The sequence below is a fragment of the Candidatus Dedyshia acidiphila genome (assembly GCF_051025295.1).
Taxonomy (GTDB): Bacteria; Acidobacteriota; Terriglobia; order Terriglobales; family Acidobacteriaceae; genus KBS-83.
Window position 1 is genome coordinate 1 of record NZ_JBMGJV010000060.1, and the last position, 17,193, is coordinate 17,193.

Annotated in this window: 18 protein-coding genes; 7 read left to right on the top strand and 11 right to left on the bottom strand. The window is 61.7% G+C overall.

All coding sequences use genetic code 11. The annotated features are described in order from the left end of the window. From AC5IJH_RS17350 to AC5IJH_RS17360, 3 genes are all read left to right on the top strand, one after another. The coding region (locus AC5IJH_RS17350; RefSeq protein ID WP_491904085.1) for an AICE element replication initiation protein at positions 1-1,671 on the top strand (1,671 nt) is incomplete at its 5' end. A gap of 11 nt (positions 1,672-1,682) precedes the next feature. Next, entirely contained in the window at positions 1,683-3,032 is a 1,350-nt protein-coding gene (locus AC5IJH_RS17355) for a hypothetical protein (RefSeq protein ID WP_491904086.1), read from the top strand. Beyond that, positions 3,029-3,283: a hypothetical protein gene (locus AC5IJH_RS17360; RefSeq protein ID WP_491904087.1), complete on the top strand. Its 255-nt coding sequence runs from the start codon at positions 3,029-3,031 to the stop codon at positions 3,281-3,283. Before AC5IJH_RS17355 ends, AC5IJH_RS17360 begins: the two co-directional genes overlap by 4 nt. Before the next feature lie 27 nt (positions 3,284-3,310). Here AC5IJH_RS17360 and AC5IJH_RS17365 read toward each other — a convergent pair whose 3' ends face one another. The 3 genes from AC5IJH_RS17365 to AC5IJH_RS17375 form a co-directional block, all read right to left on the bottom strand. After that, positions 3,311-3,637, bottom strand: a complete 327-nt coding sequence (locus AC5IJH_RS17365; RefSeq protein ID WP_491904088.1) for a hypothetical protein — start codon at positions 3,635-3,637, stop codon at positions 3,311-3,313. Beyond that, on the bottom strand, positions 3,624-3,953 hold the full coding sequence (locus AC5IJH_RS17370) for a hypothetical protein (protein ID WP_491904089.1): 330 nt from the start codon (positions 3,951-3,953) through the stop codon (positions 3,624-3,626). Before AC5IJH_RS17370 ends, AC5IJH_RS17365 begins: the two co-directional genes overlap by 14 nt. Before the next feature lie 249 nt (positions 3,954-4,202). Continuing rightward, complete coding sequence (locus AC5IJH_RS17375) at positions 4,203-4,451, bottom strand: hypothetical protein (RefSeq protein WP_491904090.1); 249 nt, start codon at positions 4,449-4,451, stop codon at positions 4,203-4,205. 535 nt (positions 4,452-4,986) lie between these two features. Here AC5IJH_RS17375 and AC5IJH_RS17380 point away from each other — a divergent pair. Continuing rightward, entirely contained in the window at positions 4,987-5,190 is a 204-nt protein-coding gene (locus tag AC5IJH_RS17380; RefSeq protein WP_491904091.1) for a helix-turn-helix domain-containing protein, read from the top strand. Here AC5IJH_RS17380 and AC5IJH_RS17385 read toward each other — a convergent pair. The 3 genes from AC5IJH_RS17385 to AC5IJH_RS17395 all read right to left on the bottom strand — a co-directional run bounded on the left by AC5IJH_RS17385 (position 5,187) and on the right by AC5IJH_RS17395 (position 7,913). Continuing rightward, the gene (locus AC5IJH_RS17385) at positions 5,187-6,461 is read right to left on the bottom strand and encodes a tyrosine-type recombinase/integrase (RefSeq protein ID WP_491904092.1); all 1,275 of its coding nucleotides are present in this window, start codon (positions 6,459-6,461) and stop codon (positions 5,187-5,189) included. The two genes, AC5IJH_RS17380 and AC5IJH_RS17385, sit on opposite strands and share 4 nt — an antisense overlap. A 323-nt stretch (positions 6,462-6,784) precedes the next feature. After that, positions 6,785-7,138: a hypothetical protein gene (locus tag AC5IJH_RS17390; RefSeq protein WP_491904093.1), complete on the bottom strand. Its 354-nt coding sequence runs from the start codon at positions 7,136-7,138 to the stop codon at positions 6,785-6,787. A 19-nt stretch (positions 7,139-7,157) separates the two neighbouring features. Further along, positions 7,158-7,913, bottom strand: a complete 756-nt coding sequence (locus AC5IJH_RS17395) for a glycosyltransferase family 87 protein (RefSeq protein ID WP_491904094.1) — start codon at positions 7,911-7,913, stop codon at positions 7,158-7,160. Positions 7,914-8,063: 150 nt separating this feature from the next. Between AC5IJH_RS17395 and AC5IJH_RS17400 the strand changes: the two genes are divergently transcribed. The 3 genes from AC5IJH_RS17400 to AC5IJH_RS17410 all read left to right on the top strand — a co-directional run bounded on the left by AC5IJH_RS17400 (position 8,064) and on the right by AC5IJH_RS17410 (position 10,629). After that, positions 8,064-9,467: an APC family permease gene (locus tag AC5IJH_RS17400; protein WP_491904095.1), complete on the top strand. Its 1,404-nt coding sequence runs from the start codon at positions 8,064-8,066 to the stop codon at positions 9,465-9,467. Between the two features lie 5 nt (positions 9,468-9,472). Next, complete coding sequence (locus AC5IJH_RS17405) at positions 9,473-10,180, top strand: hypothetical protein (protein WP_491904096.1); 708 nt, start codon at positions 9,473-9,475, stop codon at positions 10,178-10,180. 146 nt (positions 10,181-10,326) lie between these two features. Further along, positions 10,327-10,629 carry a DUF6582 domain-containing protein gene (locus AC5IJH_RS17410; protein ID WP_491904097.1) on the top strand — a complete coding sequence of 101 codons (303 nt, stop codon included), beginning with the start codon at positions 10,327-10,329 and terminating at the stop codon, positions 10,627-10,629. A gap of 101 nt (positions 10,630-10,730) precedes the next feature. On the opposite strand, the gene AC5IJH_RS17415 is transcribed toward AC5IJH_RS17410, so the two are convergent. The 5 genes from AC5IJH_RS17415 to AC5IJH_RS17435 form a co-directional block, all read right to left on the bottom strand. Next, positions 10,731-11,468 (bottom strand): MIP/aquaporin family protein, encoded by a 738-nt coding sequence (locus AC5IJH_RS17415; RefSeq protein ID WP_491904098.1) that lies wholly within the window; start codon positions 11,466-11,468, stop codon positions 10,731-10,733. Positions 11,469-11,504: 36 nt separating this feature from the next. Next, positions 11,505-13,079, bottom strand: a complete 1,575-nt coding sequence (locus tag AC5IJH_RS17420; RefSeq protein ID WP_491904099.1) for a glycerol-3-phosphate dehydrogenase/oxidase — start codon at positions 13,077-13,079, stop codon at positions 11,505-11,507. Beyond that, complete coding sequence (glpK, locus tag AC5IJH_RS17425) at positions 13,069-14,589, bottom strand: glycerol kinase GlpK (protein WP_491904100.1); 1,521 nt, start codon at positions 14,587-14,589, stop codon at positions 13,069-13,071. Before glpK ends, AC5IJH_RS17420 begins: the two co-directional genes overlap by 11 nt. A 36-nt stretch (positions 14,590-14,625) precedes the next feature. Further along, positions 14,626-15,909 carry an Hsp70 family protein gene (locus tag AC5IJH_RS17430; protein ID WP_491904101.1) on the bottom strand — a complete coding sequence of 428 codons (1,284 nt, stop codon included), beginning with the start codon at positions 15,907-15,909 and terminating at the stop codon, positions 14,626-14,628. 104 nt (positions 15,910-16,013) lie between these two features. Further along, entirely contained in the window at positions 16,014-16,916 is a 903-nt protein-coding gene (locus AC5IJH_RS17435) for a FliM/FliN family flagellar motor switch protein (protein ID WP_491904102.1), read from the bottom strand. Between the last annotated feature and the right edge of the window lie 277 nt (positions 16,917-17,193).

Sequence of the window (17,193 nt, forward strand, 5' to 3'; positions counted from 1 at the left end):
GAGACCGAGAAGGGGACGCGAGAAGTGTCACGTCCGAAACACGAAGTCGATAAAGATGTGCTGACGATCGTGCGGGATCACATCAGGGCGAAGGGTCCGACCTTTCGCTGCGGCACGCCATACTTTGCCGACTACGAGAAGGGCGAGTTGATTCCGATGGTGCGCCAATCTCCCGAGCTGCGGAGGCTCCTCCGAACCCTAGACCTGTTGCCGCGCCAGCAGCACGCACAAATGGTCGAAGACGCGTTATGCGACATGGCAGCGATCGCGCCCGAACGCCCGCTGCATCGGGTGTCGTACATGTCCGACTCAGCGATCTATATCAACATTGGCCGGAACCGCATGATCAAGATCACATCCGACACGATCAAGCAGGTCCGCCTGGGTACGGATGACGTTGTTCTCATCGACGAGACCGTCGCCATCCCGGACCTGTCCGAGTTGCAGCCGCACATTGATCGCCTGCGCCCGCTGGTTGGAGACACGACATTGTCAGTGCGTCCTGAGCTGCCATTGTCGAAACACATCACCACTCGATGGGCGGAGGACGGCAAGCTCACTCCGGAGCAGGCGCACTACGCGCTCGTCAGCCGTAACGTGTTCGTCTTCACTGCCGCGTCGCGCACGACCCTGTGGCCCATCCTCATCTTGACCGGTGACCAGAACTCCGGAAAATCCACTCCTTCCGAAGTCCTCGGAAGTGTGCTCAGCGGTCAGGTCACCCTGATCACGAAGGCACCTAGGCCGGACGACATGGATACGCTCGCGTCGAACACCTCGCTAGTCACGCTCGACAACATCGACGGTTGGGACCTTAACAATCCGAGACACTCGACCGTGGCGGACACCTTGTGTCATATGGCGACCGGTGCGATCGATGTGCGAAGAACGCTGTACTCAACGAACTCGGTCACCAGGTCAGCTATCCATTGCCACCTCACGACCACCAGCCGCACGTTGCCGGTCGAGCGCCCCGATGTGCTCCGCCGCTCAATCCATCTAGAGACGGCCCCGCCGGTGCGGTCAACGACCAAGCGGAAGGATAAGTTTCTGGATGAGGCGATCGCACAACGGCACGCGATCATCGCGGAGATCATCCTCCGTGCACAGAACGTGCTCCGTGCCTACTCCCTTCCTGATCGCGACCACGAATACCAGAGCGAGATGGCCGAATATGAGCACTTCACGCTGCGCTGCGCAGACTACGAGGGTACGACCGAGCAGGTTGAAGCCTTTTGGTCAGCGATGCGGGCTCAGTATCAACAGTCGGTCAGCGAACATTCACCAATCGTTCAAGCGTTCAAGCTTGTGATCGGAAAGCTTGCGCAGAAGATCGAACGCATCGGCATCACGGAGCTTTTCGGAGAGATGCAAACCGCGTTCCACGTCGCGGGGCAGCGCATGCCTTACAGCGCAGCCAACAAGCTGGGCAAGCACATTCGCGAGTCGCGACCTCAGCTCGATCCGATGGGGGTCAGGGTGTTCCGCGATGCGCGGGGTTCCTGCCTTGCGATCAAGCCGAGCGACGCTCTCATCGCCGAGTGCGTTGACCTGTTCGGGTCGATGCGCCGCTGCGCAGAGGAGCGCGATCTTCCACCTTATCTGCGAACGGACACCAAACCGCACTATGACGAGCGGCTTGCACACGAAGACTTAAGCGACATGGATTAAAGGGGGCAACAATGGAGAAGCAGGCAAGGCATCTGGCAAACTACTTTCACTCGATTTTCCACCCGGGCGATCTGATCGAGATTCGCGCACTCGGCGGGGAATCCATCAGCGCACTCTTCACCGACTTCGACAAAGCCGCAAGGTACGCGGTGTGGCTGTCAGATCATGGCCGGGACGTGTTTTACACGTTGAACCCCATCACCAAGTCGTGCGAAACCGCGACGAGTCACCACCCGTGGGATCATCCACGGCTTCGCAGCAAGCGGTCCGCTCGCGACCTCGACATCGCGTGTCGCAACCTCTACGCGATTGACCTCGACGCGGTTCGGCCTTCGGGGCAGCCCAGCACGTTGGAGCAGTTGCAGGCGACTCGCACCGTGGCAAACACAGTGGCCAAGTACACCACGCTGCTCGGCTGGAGCGAACCGATCGTCGTCAGCTCGGGCAACGGCACTCACCTCCTTTACGCGGCAGAGCGCACCGTCGCCGATCCCTGCTGGTGGCGTTGCAGTCTGCGTGTGCTCGCGGGAATGTTCGATACAGAGGCCGTAAAGATCGATCAATCGGTCTGGAATATGTCTCGCATCCTGCGAGCACCGGGGACCCGGAACCTCAAAGGTCAGCAAACTGCTGAGCAGCCGCACCGCATCGCCCGCGTGCTCTCTTACGCTGAGGTTTTCCGCCCTGTGTCTGACAAGCAGGTGCAGGAGCTGGCACTGAGGTTCTATGAGGAGCCGCGACGTGACCGCGCATCGAGCGAACTGGTGATCGACGCTGATGGAGTCGAGGAGCTTATCGAGGAGTTCTCAGACGTGCTCACTCTCCACAAGACGACGCAGCGCGGAGACGCGATTCACTTCGGGTTGGCTGAGTGTCCGTTCGTCGAGCGAGCGCATCGTGGACAACATGTAGGCACCGGCAAGACGGTGCTCATTTTGAACGAGGCGGAAGGGTATCTCGGCTTCAAGTGTTTCTCGGACGAATGCTCGCGGCACACCATCGGTGACTTTCTCCGCCTTCTGCACAAGCGCACCGGTCGTCGCCCGTCGATGGATATCTGGCTCACAGACGACACGTGGATGGATGAAGCTGATCGTCGGCTGGGGACTGTCATCACGTGGGAACTGCCGTCGCCACGATGCGAGCGCTCGTGGGTAGACACGTACGACCTCACCTTCGAGGAGATCGCGCCGATGTTCCGCGAGATCGCCCGGGCAGAAATCCGCTATACCCAGGACCGCGACCTCACCGCGTGGTTGCAGCGCATCAACGACGAAGAGGACATCCAGGAGATGGCTTGCTTCATCGGTCGAGAGCAGATCGCCGATCTGCACCGGCATCTGCGTGAGGTGGCGGCATGACCGAGTTGAAACTTCCACGACGACAGCCCGGAGCGAAGACCTGGGTCGCAGAGATCATAGGCCCCCACCCACAGTACGGGTTTGAAAGGAGGTTTCTGCGCGGCTTCCTCAGCAAGAAGGAGACAATCTTCCTCCTGCCCCCGGGAGTCTACGACGTGTGCGCTCGCGGAGAGAGGAACTACTTGCTTGTGAAGAATGGCGTACAGGCGATCCTGTCTCCCGAGATGGTCAGAGACATGGTCTGCGGCTGAGAGATAGATGAGGAGTAGTCGCACCCACTAAGAGACTTCCCCTCGAAACGATCTTAAGTTCGACCTGTCGTACAGCGCCAACAGCCTCTCAGCTTCGGCCCCTTCGATCTCCTGGAGCACCTGCCTGCCAACCACATTGGCGATGTATCGTTCCGGGACGTGCGTGACTTCCGAGATTACAAGTTGGCCGACTCTGCGTCTGGCGTCGGCCATCCACACCATCACCTCTTCAGCGCGTCCGTCGGGGTACGCAACGGTCAGATAATCTCCGGTTTGGCCCTCTGGCAGGTCTCGCCCTCTGAACAGGCGAATCGTCGTATTGTCCTGGTGAAGCACGACATCATCGGGCTTCACGCTTCACCTCGATGATGGAGTACTGCGGAGCCTCGAAGGGACTGTTGCGTGATAGGACATGCATGAACCCTTCTCTCGCTCGATGCGTGATCTGGTACTCGAACGCCAGCCTCGCGTCCGCGAGAGAAAGGCTCTCGTCAGGGAAGATCGTGGTCGTCACGTTGACCGCCTTCTTCTGGTCGTCCCACCACCCATGACGTTCGACGAGCTTAAGAGGCTGAGTCTGAAAGGGCTTCTCTGTCGTCAGACTGACCTGATAAAACTCTGAGAACTCGCCAGGATTCGGATCGCGATACAGCGTGTAGGTGTAGATCATCCTGAGAGTGTAACCGTCGAAGGAGGCTCGGTTCACAGGATCAGTGGTCCGCCGCAAGCCTTGTTGAGGGCTGTAGCGACGGGTCAAACCCAGCATAGAGCCTCTTACACCCCCGAGCAGAAGGTAAGCCCTTTGCTCACTTACTCTTTCTTCGGGGGTCTTGCTCAGTTCGCGCATCACGAGCCAAGCTGCTCAGAGGCTGATAGCGGACGGTCCTTTGTCATCAGGCATGTCCGCAATCATAACGTGTCAGAAAAGCTGGAAGTCATCGGGCACCTCGATCCCCAACGGCTTGTACGCGAGAAGCGCAGCCACGATCGCCGCCTGCCGGGACATCTTGTGGTTCCGCTTTTTGATCTCCGCGACCTTGCGATCAAGTTGATCAGCAACGAAGTCTGGCAAGCGAACCTGCACGAACACACTCGCCATACGGCGATTCGGACGGTCGAGTTCGTCAGGAGGCAGCAAGTCGATTCGGGGTGGTTTGGGTCTGTCCATCCACAAAATTGTGGCACAAAAATCCGTAATCCCGAAGCACGTTGCAAGGCTACGTAACTCCTACGGAGACATGTACGTAGAGCACAGGTCTCTTCGAAGTTTATGGCTCTGCGAGTAGCATCTCAGTCGTGGCTGATCTCTGGACTAACAAATCGAGCGCTGCCCGCTGCGGGGACAAACGAGCCTATACATCGATGGACGACGCTACCATCGCAGCCGATCGCGCCTCGACTCGCATTGGCGAATTGATAATCGCTTACGTCTGCGTGGACTGCGGGTGCCCGCACATCGGGCACGCTGACAGATCACAGATGATTGCGCGGGGTGACCGGGTCGTGCCGCTATGCGTTGAGTGCGGGGGCGAGATTTCGGCAGATCGCCGAAGGCAGGCGAACGGGACCGATCCGGAGTACTGTAGCGAGCCGTGCAGGCGGAGAGGGCGGAAGAGGCGCAAAGCGGAGGAGCAGCGGGTCTTCGGCGAGATTTTCCCGGACTGATATTTCGGGTCGCGGCATGCGCATAGGTATTCGCCTCCATGCCTTCCGCGCTACTGGTCCAGCAGCTCCGCAACCGCAAGACAGCACTCCGACCGAAGGAGTTCGCGATCATGCTCGCGATCAGCGAGCGGCAGGTCACGACGCTGATCAAGGCAGGCCGCATGCCCGGGTTCAAGATCGGCGGCAGCGTCCGTATCGACCCAGGGCATGCCGCCGACTGGCTAGAAAAGCGGCTGATCTAGCTCCACTTGATGCTGCTGACCTTCACCTGACTCTCCTGGGTACCGGCGGGAGCCAGGTATCGGAGGACAGTCTCCAGGTCTTCATGACCCGTGAACGCCATAACGGTTCGAGGGTCGATGCCGCTCCTGAGCAGCCGAGTCGTATACGTGGCACGAAACTTGTGGAGGTAGAAGCGACTGCACTCCTTGCCCTCACTGGTTTCGCAGCTCTGACAGGCTCCGCAGTTGAGCCCCGCAGCCTTCGCCGTGCGCTTGAGAGTCTGGAGCCACTTCCGATTTGGTGTGTCCCGCTCCGTGCCGACGACGAGCTTAGCCTTAGGACGGACCTTGCGCCAAGATTTGAGGAGTGAGGCGAGTTCGTCGGTGAGCGGCACAGATCGCTCTGCCCGGTCCTTGACCTTCTTCCCCTTCTTTCGATCCTCGCGGACACGGATCACCATGGCGGGGAAGTCCACATCGTGCCACCCGAGATGCATCGCCTCCTGCATTCTCATTCCAGTTTGCAGCAGCAGTTTGAAGACGACCTTCGCGTAGGACGACGAAGAGCTGAACAATGCACGAAGCTCCTCGACGCTGTAGATCTCGACCTCGCGCTGCGTGTAGGACGGGTTCTCAGGGATGATGGCATCGACGTCCAGCTTCATGTACCGGAACCAACCACCCAGGCTGGTGGCTTTGTTGTAGATGGTCCGGTCCGCGTTGCCGCGTTCTCGCAAGGCTGCGTACAGCGTGATCATCGAGTCCGCTGTGATCTGTGCTGGATACTTATGCCCGGTCGCAACAATGAAGTCGTCGATCGCGATCGTCATGGTCTCGATCGCTCTCATCTTGCCTCTGGCTTGGAGGTTTTTGAGCCAGCGCCTCTTCCACGTCTCCAGCGTCTGATCCTCAGGTTCTGGATCGACCACCGTGACACCCACGGTATTGGCGAGCGTCTTCACCTCACGGACGCCTTGCCGACGCTGAAGCTCGTTCATCGCGTCGGTGGCTGTCCCCCTGAGTCGAGTCCAGACGGTCCGCGATCCCTCAAAGTGGCGGAGCGTGTAGTAGCTGTCCGGAAAGTGCACCGGCTCGCTGCCGATCAGCGCGTAGTGCGGCCTGATCTTGCCGTTTCGTCCGATCGCCACAGGCAGCCGCCGCCAGCCCTTCTCGGTCTTTGCCATCAAGAGAAGACTGACCGCCTTGTTCGCCATTTTTCCCATTCTCCTATACCTAAATCGTACAATGATCGTACAATCGCGTCCATGAGAGACAAAAGCCTCAGTTTTCATGCGGGTATCAGAAGAGAAGTATCGGCAGTCCCTCTCTGCCCACCATCACTTCATATTTCAAGATGCGGGCCGCCGGCCAGAACGCATCGGGTACGCGGCCGTGCCTTCGATGCGGGACGGTTGACTTGACCGTCCGTGACGACTTGGCCTTCTATCGCAGAGCAGAATGCGATACAGGAAGCTCCAGTGCGAGTGCCGTATTGCTGGCCTGTTGTCTGGCTAGTTGCCAGGACAATGTTGTGTACGCGAGCGCTAGAAGCGTGACCGCGAGGACCTGCTGGCGGGCGAAGATGATTTGCAATGCTATGTGTTGTGTCATCAACTCACGCACATGGGGACCCGATGAGCTGCACCGTGATCCTTGACGTAGACGTGAGCAGAAAAAAGGTGACCGTCAACAGTGCTGCACCCCAACGCAGGCTGCGCTCTGCGACTAAGACGAGTGCTGGGACAGTGAGCAGCACAAGCCGCATGTCATACAGCCGATGGTACAGAAACGTAAGTGACAACATAGCAAGTGCAGCTATGGCGAGACAGTCGCGATCATAGCCATCCTTGATCTTGAGAAGGCTCGCGAGCAACCACAGGCCTACCGCCGCCGCCACCATATATGCGGTCACGTTCACCACAGAATGGTTGCGAGAAAACAAACTCGTCAGCACCTGCAGGTTCAGCATCTGATTCGGTTCCGCTGGATCACTCGCGGCGGAGTTTAGCGAACCACCCTGGCCCTGGGCGGCCGGCAGCGAGGTTCATCAGGAAGAGTGCTGCCAGTGCGGCAACGGCCCATCGACGTGTCTTTCTCTTGATCAGAAAGTAGGCGAGCAGGAGCCCGCCGAGCTGCGGCTTCAAAGCTACGGCCAATGTCATCACCAAGAAGCCTGGTTTTGGCCTGTTACGTAGGATAAGTGCGCACGCTAAACCCAACAGGCCGACGACCAGCAGCGTTAGTTGTCCCATGGCCAGCAGCATGCTGCTGGTAGCCGCAATGCCGGTGACGATGACCGCCGCCAGCCACCGCATCTTCGGTGGCGACGCTTGGATAATGGCAGCGAGCCCAGCGCTGAATGCCGCGAAATTGAGTGCGGACCACACCAGATTGGCGTGTTGCCATCGGAGCAGCGCAATCCCGCTCAAAAGCAGGTATGTCAGCGGCGGATAGACGATAGAAAAGGCCCGCCAGAAATCGGCGAGAGCCCACGGCCCTCCAGCCTGCACGATCTGGCTTTGCTGATCGGCGGAGCTGTAGGGATCACAGCCGTGGAGGACACACCTGGCTCCACCATAGAGAGGAATGAAGTCCTGCTTGACGCCTGCGGCAGGCGACCGCGCTAGCAGGAGGCATGCCAAACCGAGCAGTAGCAGGCCTGCACAGAAATAGCTTTGTAGTGAACTCTCCCGAGACCCTTTGAGGAGAGAAATCAGGCTTTGCATCCTGGATTTCTCGGACATGTTCGTGAAGGGTAGCTGCTAAGGATCGCCCGGTCAACGCGCCGATGGCACTCGTGCCAGTGCAGGGCTGTGCGTTCTGCCCCGCTTGTGCGATCATCCCGCCACATGCCTGCGCGCTCTTCAGATGTCGCCACGCCCGCGTCACACCGGATGAAACGACAGCTCGGTCTGCGTGATTTGGTGCTGTCGCAGATCCTGTTCGTGGTTGGTTCGGCCACGGTCGGCATCGCGGCGGGACTCGGTCGCGGGATGACGCTGACCTGGGTCGCGGCCATGCTGATCTTCTATCTGCCGATGGCGGCTGTGGTCATTGCGCTGAATCGACTGATGCCGCTGGAGGGCGGCCTTTACGTCTGGGCGCGGCGAGCGTTCGGCAGCTTCGGCGGTTTCCTCACGGCCTGGAATCTCTGGATTTACGGACTGTTGCTGGTGGCGACTGTTCTGTACGCGCTGCCCACCGAACTCTCCTACCTGATTGGCCCGTCGGCTGCATGGCTGCCGGAGAATCGGCCCGTCTCGCTCGGGATCATCGCGCTGACGCTCGGAGCCGGCGTGGTGCTCGCGCTGCGCGGGCTAGACATCGCGAAGTGGATTCACAATGCGGGTGGCATCGCGATGTTGGTGGTTTTCGCGGGCTTGGTCGTCCTTCCACTGTGGGCGAGGGTTCGCCACCAGCCGATTCACTGGCATCCGTTCAGCCTCGAACTGCCGCCGCACGACATGCGCTCGTTCGCCTTGTTCGGCCAGATGGTCTTCGGTGCGCTGTCCGGGCTGGAATACATTGCCATCCTGGCGGGCGAGACCCGCCAGCCGGCACGCAGCATCGGGCAGTCCGTCTGGATTGCGTCTCCTGTCATCTGCTTGATGTTCATCCTGGGGACGGGATCTGTCGCAGCGTGGGTGCCGTATACGCGTATTGATTTCATCGCCCCCATCCCGCAGACACTGCGCTGGGCGCTGGGGCACAGCGGGCTGGGTAACCTGCTGGCCACTGCAGCCATTGCGCTGGTCGAGATGCGTTTGCTTGGGGTGGCCAGCTACGTCTTCAACGGGCTGACGCGGCTGCCGATGGCGACCGGTTGGGATGCGCTGGCGCCGGCCTGGTTCACGCGTCTGCATCCACGCTGGCACACCCCTTCCCATTCGATTCTGTTTGCGGGCGTGCTCATCTTCGCACTCGTCACGATGGGCAGTGCTGGCGTGCATGCGCAGGAGGCCTACCAGGTGCTCACGAATGCCAGCCTGACGCATTACGAGATCGCGTATCTGGCAATGTTTGCGATCCCGCTGGTGGGGTCGGCCGCGCTCCGCAAGGCGCTGCCGCGATGGCTGCGCTGGACCTCTGTCGTTGGCTTCGGGGCAACTCTCTTTAGTCTGCTCATCTCCGCCTATCCATTTGTCACGGTGGTCAATGCGCGTTCCTACGCCGCGAAGATCATCGGTATGACGGTCGTGAGTAACGTGGTTGGGGCGCTCTTATACAAAACGCAGACCTCGCGCCGCACCGAGGCAGACGCGCCCCTCGCCGTCGTGGCCGAAGCTGAGCGATCATGAGAAGCATGAAAGCGCGCGTGGAATATGCCAGCGCCCGGAAGATGCGCACGCGGAACACGGCGCGGTATCGCGCGGCGCACTGGCCCATCTGGATCTTCGTCTTCTTCCTCGCGCCGGGTCCGTTGACGTTCGACCTGTTTGCCGGGCGGGCCAATCGCTGGAACCTGCCGTGGCTGCTGCTGGTGCTCGCCGGCACAGGGATTGCTGCGCTGCGCGGCCGCCTGCCCGGCGCAGAGCCCGCGCCCTACATCCTGCGCTTCACCGAGGACCGGCCAAACCCTTTTTATCGGCGTGTCTGCTACACCTTCGGCTGGAATGCCGCGTTGAACTTCGCGCTCATGAATCTGCTTGGACTGGTCATCGCCGTCACGACTGGCCGCTGGAGAATGCAGCAGATCTACGCGCACGCGTACGACGTTGTGCTGCTCATCATCGTGCTGCTTGGCCTGGCCGGCGTGCTGCCGCGGGTCCAGCGGTCGACCAAGGGAGAGGGCTGGGAACGTCGCTACTTCTACGGCGCAGTCTGGTCCGCAACCGCGGCGCAGACCATCCTGCTGGTGCTATGGAAGACGCTGCCGCGATCGCATTCGGCGGATGTGATTGAGCTGGTTGTCTACGTATCGGTGCTGGTGCTATGTGGTAGCGCTGCCCTCGCAGGACTGCTGCCACGGACGCGCCCGATCCTGCCGGGAGAACTGATCGTCGCCGATTAGCCTCGGGCTGCCGCTTCGGATATTCAGACGCATCCAATTGAGTGGCCCGCCAGGCAGTACAGCCGTGGCTGCGGAGAAGGCAGCTGACCTGCTCCGCGACATCACACACACCACGGCAAGACCAGCCGAAAGAGAGGAGTCGACGGATGAAGACCACCTGGAAGCCGCACACCGAGCACGGCAAGCTCAACACAGAGGACAGGAAAGAACTGCCGGACTCCGTCTATGCGTTTCCCAAACAGCGCAAGGAGCCGATCACGGATGCGGCACACGTACGGGCCGCGTTGGCGCGCTTCGACCAGGTAAAGGACGTCTCGAACGAAGAGAGAGACCTGGCCTTTGCGAACATCCAGGCCGCTGCGAAGCACTACAAGGTGGACATGCCGGAGACGAGCTGGCACGAACTTGGTTCGCGCCCACACACGAAGAATACAGCGCATTCCAGCTAGCGCCGGACCGTGCCCCGCTGCATTTTCACCAGCCGGACGCGGTGGCCGAGGCAGAGCATTGGTGTGTGCGTGAATGCACTCGCGTGCGGTTTCGATCGCTCTCAGGCGTGGAGAGCGCGCAGTATGAGGCCGGCGAGCACCGCACCGATCAGCGGCCCAATGACGGGAATGGGCGCGTAGCTCCAGTCCGAACCGCCTTTGCCTTCGATGGGCAGCACGGCGTGTGCAAGGCGCGGACCGAGGTCGCGCGCGGGATTGATGCCATAGCCGGTCGTGCCCCCAAGGGAGAGGCCGACGCTCCACACGACACAGCCGACCAGATACGGACTCAGCCCGGCGGCGACGCCCGTGCTAAGCACCAGCTTCGACGTGATGCCGCCCACGATGAGAATCAGCACCAGCGTGCCCAGGATCTCGCTGAAAAGGTTCCAGCCGATGTGGCGAATTGCGGGTGCGGTGCAAAATACACCCAGCTTGGCCGCAGGATCCTCTGTGATCGCCCAGTGTGGCTTGAAGTGCAGCCACACGAGCGTGGCGCCAACAAATGCGCCGGCAAGCTGAGCCGCAGCGTAGGGCAGGAACTTGGCGAGGTCGGCGCGGCCCCCCTTAATGCCGAAGGCGAGCGTGAATGCGGGACTGAGGTGCGCATCCGGGCTGCCGAACAAATTTGCAATGAAGATGCCGCACATGACAGCGAAGCACCAGCCCACTGTGATCACCAGCCAGCCGGAGCCCTCGGCCTTCGAGCGCTTCAGCAGCACGCCCGCAACGACGCCATCACCCAGCAGGATCAGGATGAGAGTGCCCAGAAATTCGCCCAGCAGAGGGGTGCGCAGCATGCCTCGTCTCCAGACTCGTCTTTGATTGCTTCAGTGCTACTGTGCCGGGACTTTGTAGCGGGCGACAAGTGCCGAGGTGGTCTCCACCTCTCGCTGTACCCAGGCGTCATCTCGCCCCAGCTCATGTGCGAGCAGCCGCGCGACGGGCACGATCATGCGCTCCGCTGCGTTCGCATTGAGAAACAGCGCGCGTGTGCGTCGCGAGAGAACATCATCGACCGTGCGCGCCATCTCCTCGCGCGCAGCCCAAACCACTTCGGCAGCGATGTAGGGGAGCGCAGCATCCAGCGGCGCGGCCAGCGCGGGATCGCTTGCGGCGAGTGCCTGGATCTTCGATGCGTCGCTACCGTACACGCCGAGTGCACCGAGGTCGTCGATCTCTTCGCGATAGCCGTGGATGTGCAGCTCGCGCGTGACGCACGGCCGCTCCTCCAGCCGACCCAGAGTGATCGCGTGATCCACGCAGTCCTCCGCCATGTGGCGGTACGTAGTCCACTTGCCGCCCGCGATGGTAAGCAGGCCGGAGTTATCGACGTGAATGGTGTGATCGCGGGACAGCGCTGAGGTCTTGCCCACGTCTGCGCCCGCAGCCTTCACCAGCGGCCGAATGCCCACGTAGATGCTGAGGATGTCCTCACGCCGCGGCGGACGGCTGAGGTAGCGATTGGCGGTCTCGAGAATGAAGTCGATCTCCTCCTCCATCGGAAGAGGATCGTAGGAGGCGCGTTCGATCGGCGTGTCGGTGGTGCCGACCACGGTGTGTCCATGCCAGGGAATAGCGAAGAGCACGCGGCCGTCGCTGGTGTGCGGCACCATGATTGCGGTATCGCCCTGCAGGAACGAACGCTCGAAGACGAGGTGGATGCCCTGGCTGGGCTCGATCATGGCGGCAGCCTTCGGGTCCGAGAGCCGGCGCACCTCGTCCGTGAAGACGCCTGTCGCGTTGATCACCACGGGTGCGCGCGCTTCGATGCGACGGCCGCTCTCGGCGTCAAGCGCGACTATGCCGTTGATAAAGCCGTCCTCGTCCTTCGTAATCTCGACCACGCCGCAGTAGTTCAGCAGTGTCGCGCCATGCTCGGCAGCGGTCTCGGCCAGGTGAATGAGCAATCTTGTGTCGTCGAACTGACCGTCGTAGTAAACGACGCCATGCTTCAGTCCTTCGGTCTGGATATTGGGCAGCCGCTGGAGCGTCTCCTCGCGCGACAGCACGCGAGAGCGGCCGAAGTTGTACTTGCCGGCGAGCAGGTCATAGACCTTCAGCCCGATGCCGTAGAACGGCGCCTCCCACCATGAGTAGCTGGGCACGATGAAGGCGAGATCGTGCACGAGGTGCGGAGCATTGCGGCGCATCAGGCCACGCTCTTTGAGCGCCTCCATCACGAGCGAGACGTTGCCCTGTTCGAGATAGCGCACACCACCGTGCACGAGCTTGGTCGAGCGGCTCGACGTGGCCTTGCCGAAGTCTTCGCGCTCGAACAGCAGCACGTCATAGCCGCGGCTCGCCGCATCGACCGCGATGCCGATACCAGTCGCGCCGCCGCCGATGATGATCATGTCCCATGGGGTGGTGCGGGCGTTGGCCCGGGCCAGCATTTCGTCACGCTTCATGTTGCTCTTTCTCGGACACAGGTGGTTCGTTCCAATGTCGTGCACGGTGAACCGCATCGCGCCAACGTGCGCGGGTCTGCTCCGCTGTCTTCCGGTCTGCGCTCGGTTCGAAGCGGCGGCCATCTCCACGCAGCGACTGAATCGACTGCGGGCTCGGCCAGACACTGGCCGCGAGCCCCGCAAGGTAGGCTGCGCCGAGCGCAGTCGTCTCCACCTGTTCGGGCCGTAGCACCGGGATGCCGAGAAGGTCCGCCTGGCATTGCATCAGCAAATCATTCGCGGCGGCCCCCCCATCGACACGCAGCTCGCGGAAGCGGCTCTCCGTCTCCTTGTCCATCGCCTCGATCACGTCGGCCACCTGGAGCGCAATGCTCTGAAGCGCAGCCCGCGCGATATGGCCTGGCCTGGTGCCGCGCTCAAGACCGATCAGCAGGCCGCGCGCGTACGAGTCCCAGTACGGTGCGCCCAGGCCAACGAACGCGGGCACAAAGACGACGCCGCCAGTGTCGGGAACGGTGCCTGCCAGCGCCTCCACGTCGGACGAGTGGCGGATGAGCCCGAGGTTGTCGCGCAGCCACTGGACCACGGCGCCACCGATGAAGATCGAACCCTCGAGCGCGTACTCGAGCTTGCGATCGAGGCTGCAGGCGAGCGTCGTGATGAGCCGGTTCTGTGAGAGCACGAAGCGCTCACCGATGTGCTGCAGCAGAAAGCAGCCCGTACCGTAGGTGTTCTTCGCGTCGCCGGGCGAGACACAGAGTTGGCCGAAGAGCGCGGCCTGCTGATCTCCCGCGATGCCGGCAATTGCGATCGAACCGAGGCCCAGCGTCGTCGTGACCTCGCCGATGCGCTCGCTGGAGAAGACGACCCGCGGCATCAGGCTCTCGGGGATGCGGAGCAGGCGCAGCAGGTCGGCGTCCCACTCACCTTTACGGATGTTGTAGAGCAGTGTGCGCGACGCATTCGTCTGATCGGTGACATGCGATTTGCCACTGGTCAGGTTCCAGATGAGCCAGCTATCGACGGTACCGAAGGCGAGACGGCCGGCCTCGGCGCGCTCGCGTGCGCCGGGCACATTGTCGAGGATCCACGCGATCTTGGTGCCGGAGAAGTAGGAGTCGAGCAGAAGCCCCGTCTTCTCACGGACCATGTCTTCCACGCCGTCGTCGCGCAATTGGCGGCAGAGCGGCGCGGTGCGACGATCCTGCCAGACGATCGCGTTGTAGACCGGTTTGCCGGTCTCGCGATCCCAGACGATCGCGGTCTCCCGCTGATTTGTGATGCCGAGTGCCGCAACATCGCGCGGCCGGATGCCGGCCCGCGCAAGCACATCCACCGCCACGGATAACTGCGTCGTGAGGATGTCGAACGGATCATGCTCGACCCAGCCCGTCTGCGGGTAGTGCTGGGTGAACTCCTGCTGCGCCTGCGCGACGCTCTGGCCCTGGTCGTCAAACAGGATTGCGCGGGAACTGGTCGTGCCCTGATCGAGAGCGAGAACGTATGCCATAGGCCGCTCATTCTTAGCATGGAAATGCAAGCGCTGTCATCCGGCCAAACTGGGCTGCTGCGTTCGCGCGCGCAGTGCTAATCCCTGCACGACCGAGGTGAAGGCATCGCCGGTGCGCACGCGCTCTGCTCCGAAGCGCTGCTCGAAGATGCGGCGCACGGCAGGCACCAGGGACGTGCCCCCAGTCAGGAAGACGCGATCGACGGCGTCATCGGGCAGCTCGGCAGCGGTCATGACTTGGTTCACGGCGGTTCGGATGGCCTGAAGATCTGGCTCGATCCAGCGCTCGAAGTCCTCACGCGTGACGGATGCGCGAAGTTCGAGCCCCGGCTCGACGAAGTGAAACTCTGCCGATTCGCTGGCGGAGAGCGCCACCTTGGTCCGCTGCACCGCCTGATGCAGTGCGTACCCTAGGTCCGCTTCGATCAGTTCGGTCAAGGCCTCAATCTTTTCCGGCTCGAGCGCGCGCACCCGTGCACCGCGCAGCATCTCCGTGACCGCGCGCGTGCGCAAAAACGAGAGGTGGTGCCAGTGCTCGAGCCTCGTGTAGACCCAGTTCGGCACAGCGACGAGCGTCTTCTCGCCGGAGCGCTCGAGCGAGCCGGCCCCAAGATGCGGCGAGACCAGATGTCGCACGAGCCGTGCGTCGAAGTCATCACCGGCAAGACCGACACCGCTATTAGCCAGCAGCTTGTGCTCCACTCCGCAGGGCTCAAGCCGGAGCAGCGAGAAGTCGCTGGTGCCACCGCCGAAGTCGCCGATCAGGACCAGCTCGGGCTCCGTGAGCGTGGAGGCGTAATGGAGCGCTGCGGCAATGGGCTCGAACTCGAACGCAATCTCGGTGAATCCAGCCTTAGTGAAGGCAAGCCGCAGCCGTTCGAGCGCAAACTCGTTGTCTTCCAATGTTTCAGCGCCGACGAAGTGGACGGGCCGGCCCACGACTACGCTGGTCACGGGGCGATCCCACAGCGTCTCGGCCTGGGTTCGCAGATCGTGCAGGATGCGGGCGATCAGGTCTTCGAGCATCTGCCGCCGCCCGAAGACCTCCGTGCCGGTCAGGGTGCGGCTTGAGAGATACGATTTCAGCGACTGGATCAGCCGGCCCTTGGGCTCTGCCGCCAGATACCGCTCGATGGCTTCGGGGCCGCTCCAGGAGTGCAGATGCGTGCGCGTGCCGCTCTTCGTCTGCTCGAGGTAAAGCAGCGAGCGAAAGGCCGTGGTCGCACCCGCGGCTGCCGGGAAAGATGCCAGATGCACCTGGCCCTGGTCGTCCGCGTAAGCGACGGAGCTGTTCGTCGTCCCAAAATCGATGCCGAGCATAGAGTCCCGGCTTCAGTGTGGCACGATCGCTGCTTCCCGCCGAATGGTGGAAAGCAGCGATGGCGAATGAATCAGCTGCTGAAGCTCTGGCGGGGAGTCGTGACCTACTCCATCCGTCCTGCGATATAGGCCCCGCGGCGCGATTGCACATCGATCGGAGTCGAGTAGAACGCTGGCCGGCCGCCGATGGTGAGCACGGCTGGCGTGTCCTCAAAGAGTTGCAGCGTGAGAACATCTCCCGGCTTGAGCGTCTGGATCGTCTTGATCGGAATACGAACACTCGGGAGCTGCAGGGAAGCGCGATGCATCGTTCGCTGAAGGCGGGTGAGCAGGCCGTTCCGCATCTCGGGTGAGATGTGGCGAGCCGCCTGGGGCGGTCCGTCGAGCGAACGGATCAGGACCTTGGCCGTATCGGAGCAGAGTGTGAGCACGATCCGGCCGCGCTGCGTGCCGCACACCAGGTCAAAGCTCAACGAGAGCGTGCTGTCGACCGTCGGCATCAGGCGATCGATGGATCGGGCGGGCTGCGCTGCGTCGTTGCGTATTTCCAGCTCTGGCGAGGAGAGCGCCGTGCTCAGGTCACGGCAGAGCAGGTCGATCACGCTCCCCACGATCGAGCCTTCAATTTCGGTCGGCTCACGCTGTAGCGAAGTGCCGCCTGGGCCGCCGAGCAGCAGCTCGACAAACAGGTAGACCAGCGGTATGTCCAGTTGCAGCAACGCGGGCTGATTGTTCGGCCCGATCGTGAGCGCGCTGGCATAGCGTGTCTCCGCCTCGGGCGAGTGGATGATCTCGTAGAAGGGCATTCTCTCGACGCCGACCAGCGTCGCGGTGAATGGGACACCCAGCCATCGGGTCATGTTCGCATTCACGGCGCGCGTGAACAGCAGGCAAAGGCTGTGGAGCGCAAGCCGCTGCTGTTCACTGAGCGCAGTGGGCGCGATCAGACGTGCGTGCAGCGGGACAGGTGAGTCGTCGGCGATAAGGCTGGTCGGTTCGGGCTCCATGGACACGCAATCTCTCCGTTGGATGGAGGAGAAGCATGCGGCATGCCGCTGGAACGGGACCGTAGCTTGGAGCTTTCTAAGGGAGGAGGAATGGTTTGTTGCACAGCTTGGATCAGGTCTAGTGAGCGCCCGCGTTCGAGCCAACGCGCTCGAGCAGCACGGCATTGTCCTGCGTCCAGATGGGCCGGTAACGCGCTGCGAAGTAGGGCCCGAGATCAATGCGCGGTCTCGATTCGTCCGAGAACAGCGCTTCGTCAAACTTCCTTCCGTTTTTTTT